The organism is Actinomycetes bacterium, assembly GCA_036000965.1.
Taxonomy (GTDB): Bacteria; Actinomycetota; CALGFH01; order CALGFH01; family CALGFH01; genus DASYUT01.
Genome location: DASYUT010000084.1, coordinates 1 through 3,741, shown reverse-complemented (window position 1 = coordinate 3,741; position 3,741 = coordinate 1). Strand labels below are relative to the sequence as shown.

Annotated in this window: 3 protein-coding genes and 1 pseudogene; all 4 read right to left on the bottom strand. The window is 72.4% G+C overall.

Going from position 1 to position 3,741, the window contains the following annotated elements; translation table 11 throughout:
- A partial coding sequence (locus VG276_06770; protein HEV8649105.1) for a helix-turn-helix transcriptional regulator occupies positions 1 to 549 on the bottom strand: 549 nt, incomplete at its 3' end.
- A 183-nt stretch (positions 550 to 732) separates the two neighbouring features.
- Positions 733 to 888, bottom strand: a pseudogene (locus VG276_06765) (ISKra4 family transposase).
- A gap of 89 nt (positions 889 to 977) precedes the next feature.
- A complete protein-coding gene (locus tag VG276_06760) occupies positions 978 to 3,203 on the bottom strand; it encodes a phosphatase PAP2 family protein (GenBank protein HEV8649104.1) in 2,226 nt (741 codons plus the stop codon).
- A gap of 5 nt (positions 3,204 to 3,208) precedes the next feature.
- Complete coding sequence (locus VG276_06755) at positions 3,209 to 3,520, bottom strand: hypothetical protein (protein HEV8649103.1); 312 nt, start codon at positions 3,518 to 3,520, stop codon at positions 3,209 to 3,211.
- Positions 3,521 to 3,741: the final 221 nt, after the last annotated feature.

Here is a 3,741-nt window from a genome sequence, read left to right as displayed (position 1 = left end):
GATGGCGCGCTCCATCGCCAGGTAGGCCAGATCGACATGGCCGAGATGCACCAGCGTCGACGCACACGCCCCGTACACATCCGACAGCGCCGCGAACGCTGGGGGGACGTCGGTCTCCCGCGCGGTCGCTCGCGCAGTGGTCAGCAGGCTCGGCAGCAGCCCGCCGAGCAGGTCGAACCGGTTGGTCCAGTACGCGCTCCACGCGTAGCTCGCCGACTTCTGCAGCTCATCGACACTGCCTGGCTCGCCGTCGTCGCGGGCCGCCGTGATCGCGCGCCGGATCGCCACCACACCCTGGTCCTGCTCATTCTCGGCAACGTCAATGCGCGTGGGCCGGGCCAGCAGCGCCGACACGTCCACGTCCAACGCCCGGGCGATCTTGTGCAGCGAGACGAGCAGCGCCGTCTGCTTCTGGCCCTGCTCCAACTTGCTGATCAGGTCAACGCTGACCCCGGCCCGCTCGGCCAGCTCCCGCTGGGTCATCTGCGGGTCGCGCTCAAGCCGGAGCTGCCTGATCCGCTCACCGATGGTGCTCGGCCCGGTCGCCACGGCTGCCTCCTCGGTAGCGTCCTACATCTACCCATAAGAGGCTACCAGCACCGTCTTCGGCAGCATGCGACCACCCTGGGCGACACTCGCTTGCCTTGCTGCTACGACTCTCCTTACGGGTTTCAAGCCGGGCCGGCTCGGAGCCCTGCGCGCGACCGCCTGCGGCGGCCGTGCTCGGCTCGCCTCGAAGTCGCCGTTGCTGATGAGGGATCGGAGCTTGAGGATGACTTCGGCGCCAGACAGGCCCCAGCAGGCGCCGGTGAGGTCCATGTGGTCTTTGACGAGGTGGCGGCAGGCGCCCTCGATGACGCTGGTGGCAATGGGCCAGCCTCGGGCGAGGGCGGAGGGCACGCGACCGACATGACCGGGCGAGGGGACCGGCTGCGCGCGGCCGGGCATCCCGGCCGCTCCTCTCCACGACCTGCGCCCTATGGGTCCAGCTCGAGCCGGCCGCCTGAGCGGCGGCGGAGGGTCTCGCGCAGGTCGTCGCGGGTCCGGAGGGTCACGGCGCGCTTGGCCTGGTCGAGCAGCGCGGCCGAGGCGGCGGTGCCGTCCCCGGTCCGGTAGGTGACGCAGCCGCCGCCGAACACGTCGGCCGCCTCGGGCACGCCGCGGGAGCCCCCGACCTCGAAGCGGCTGACGCCCGGGGCCACGACCTGCCCCTCCCCCGCCGTGGGGAGGTCGCATGCCGCCGCGAGCCGGATCGTCACGCTGCCGGCCTCGGCCCGCGCTTGCGGCTGGTCGCTCACGTTGATGTTGATGTTGACGCTCGCGTAGCTGAGCTTGATCACCGACGCGCCGTCGCGGACGCGGAGGGCGCCATCCACCCCCGCGGGGAGCGCCCGGACGCAGGGGACGAGGGAGGCGGACGGCACTGACTGGGCCTCGAGCCAGAGCTTCTCGACCTGGGTGCAGGACCCGTCACCGCCGGTGTCGGCCGAGCCGTCGCCGGGGTTCCCGCTCGCCATGGCGAACGCCCAGACCATCGGGACGCCGGGGAGCAGCGCGAGCAGGACGAGGAGCCAGAGCCCGACGCGCCGCGCGTTCCAGCGCTGGATGGCGATCGGCCGTGGCGGCTCGGGCAGCAGCCGCACGAACTCGGCGTGCAGGTCGCGTCCTTGGGCGCGCATGAGGCGGCGGAGCTGCGAGGGCAGCGCGAGCCCGCGGGCGGCCGCGAACGCCTCGCTGATCTCGTCGACCGTGAAGGAGCGGAGCGCCCGCTGGTAGACGTGCTCGGGGCTCGAGCGGAGCGCGAGGCAGAGCAGCATGTTGGCGAGGTCGACCGCCTGGCGCCACGGGCTCGGGTGCACCTCGGCGAAGAAGACGTCGATGAGGTAGAGCTTGCCGTCGCGCACCAGCAGGTTGGCCGGTTTGATGTCGCGGTGGGCGAGGTTGGCGTCCCAGAGCCTGCGGACGACGGCCAGGCCCTGGTCGATGATGGCGTCGTCGACCTCGGCGTCGCTGATCTCGGTCGCGCCGTCGATGAACTCGAAGACGATCAGATACTCCCGCTCGGGGGTGATCTCGGCGGTGCCGACCGGCTCGGGGCTGGGCAGGCCGGCGCGCTGCATCAGCGACAGCGCGTAGTCCTCCTGCTGCACCAGCCGCCGCACGGTATTGAACGGCTTCTCGTCCTCGAGCCGCCCGTAGAGCAGCGCCCGCCCGAGCTTGTAGGAGCGGTCGGCGCGGAGGTGGCTGCGCGCGTAGAGCTTGGCGAACAGGTAGGTGTCCCCATGCTCGCCCTTGACCTTGACGCGCAGCGGGGTCGAGCCGGCCGAGCCGGAGAGGCCGAACGGCCTCAGCTCCAGCACGTGCAGTCCGAGCTGGTCGGCGAGGGCATTGCGGATCGCCTCGCCGCGGCGCCCGCCGACGTCGAGGTGGGCGCTCCGCCCGCGCCGGTAGGCGACCGGGAAGACCTCGTTGGGCACGAACAGGCGGTAGGCGGCGACCGAGACGGCCACGCCGATGACGGCGCCGACGAGCGCGTCGGTGGGGGCGTCGACGCCGAGGTAGATGCGGGCGAGGGCGAACAGGGCCACCAGGCCGGTCGCGACCCACTTGCCGAGCTGGCGCCAGCGGCCCACCGGGACGAGCGTGTAGAGCACGCCGACGAGGGTCGCGGCGAGCAGCGCGACCGGCCGGGACGGCATCGCCCAGCCGCTCCAGGTCCCGCGGACGTCCACGCCGAACGGCCGCGGGCGGTCCACCGTCGCCAGCCTGACAGCCGCGATGACGGCGAGGAAGGAGAACACGAACACGACCAGGTGGCGGATGCGCCGGAGCGCGAGCAGCGCGAGCAGAGTCCCCCAGCGGACGGCCCCGACCACGCCGACCGATCCGGTGGACGCGACGATCGCCTCCATCAGGCCGGTCAGGCCGGGGACGCGGAGCCCGCCGAGCCACCGCACCACGGCGTCGTCCCAGGCCGTGACCGCCACGCCCAGGCTCCGCCTTGCGGGACCGAAGGTGATCTTGGCCAGCGCGAAGAGCACCACGGCGGCGACCGCCCAGCGGACGCCGGTGGGCTGGATGCTGCGGGGCAGCGGCGGCGGCTCGCCGGTCGGGCGCCGGTGGCGGTCCGACCGGCGAGCGCGGACGGCTTCAGCGCCCGCCGGGCCGGCGTCACCCGGGTGCAGCTGGTGCGGGACCTCCATGCTGCTCATCCTGCGGCCGGATGTCCGCCGAGTCCATATCGTTCTGGTGTGGCAGCGTGGTCCCATCCAGCGCGACGGTGCCGACCCGGACCATGCCGGCGGAAGAACTTGCGGTACTCGCGCGGGCTCGCGGCCTTCTCCACATACTCCTTGCGGGTCATCTTGAGCGACGTCACCCGGTCGCCGAAGAGTTCCCGCACGTGCTCCCCGCTGCCCCACATGACCGGCGGCAGCGCCCCGCTCTGGGGCGCCGGCGCGTATGGCGCGAAGACCCCGAAGAAATCGGCGGCGAGCCCGTCGGGCGTGAAGTTGACCATGCCGACCGTGCCCCCGGGTCGGCATACCCGCAGGAACTCCGGCCCGGTCGTACGTGCAGAACTTCCGCGCTGCTGCTTATCGGTAGTTTGTTGACTACGGGCACAGGTAGAGGTGCAGCGGCTGTCCGGCACCAACCGCGTCAAGCAGCATCCCGAGCTGGGCCGGCGGGAGCGTACCCGACCACGCCCGCCACCAGCGCCCGAGCACGACCCACGGGGTC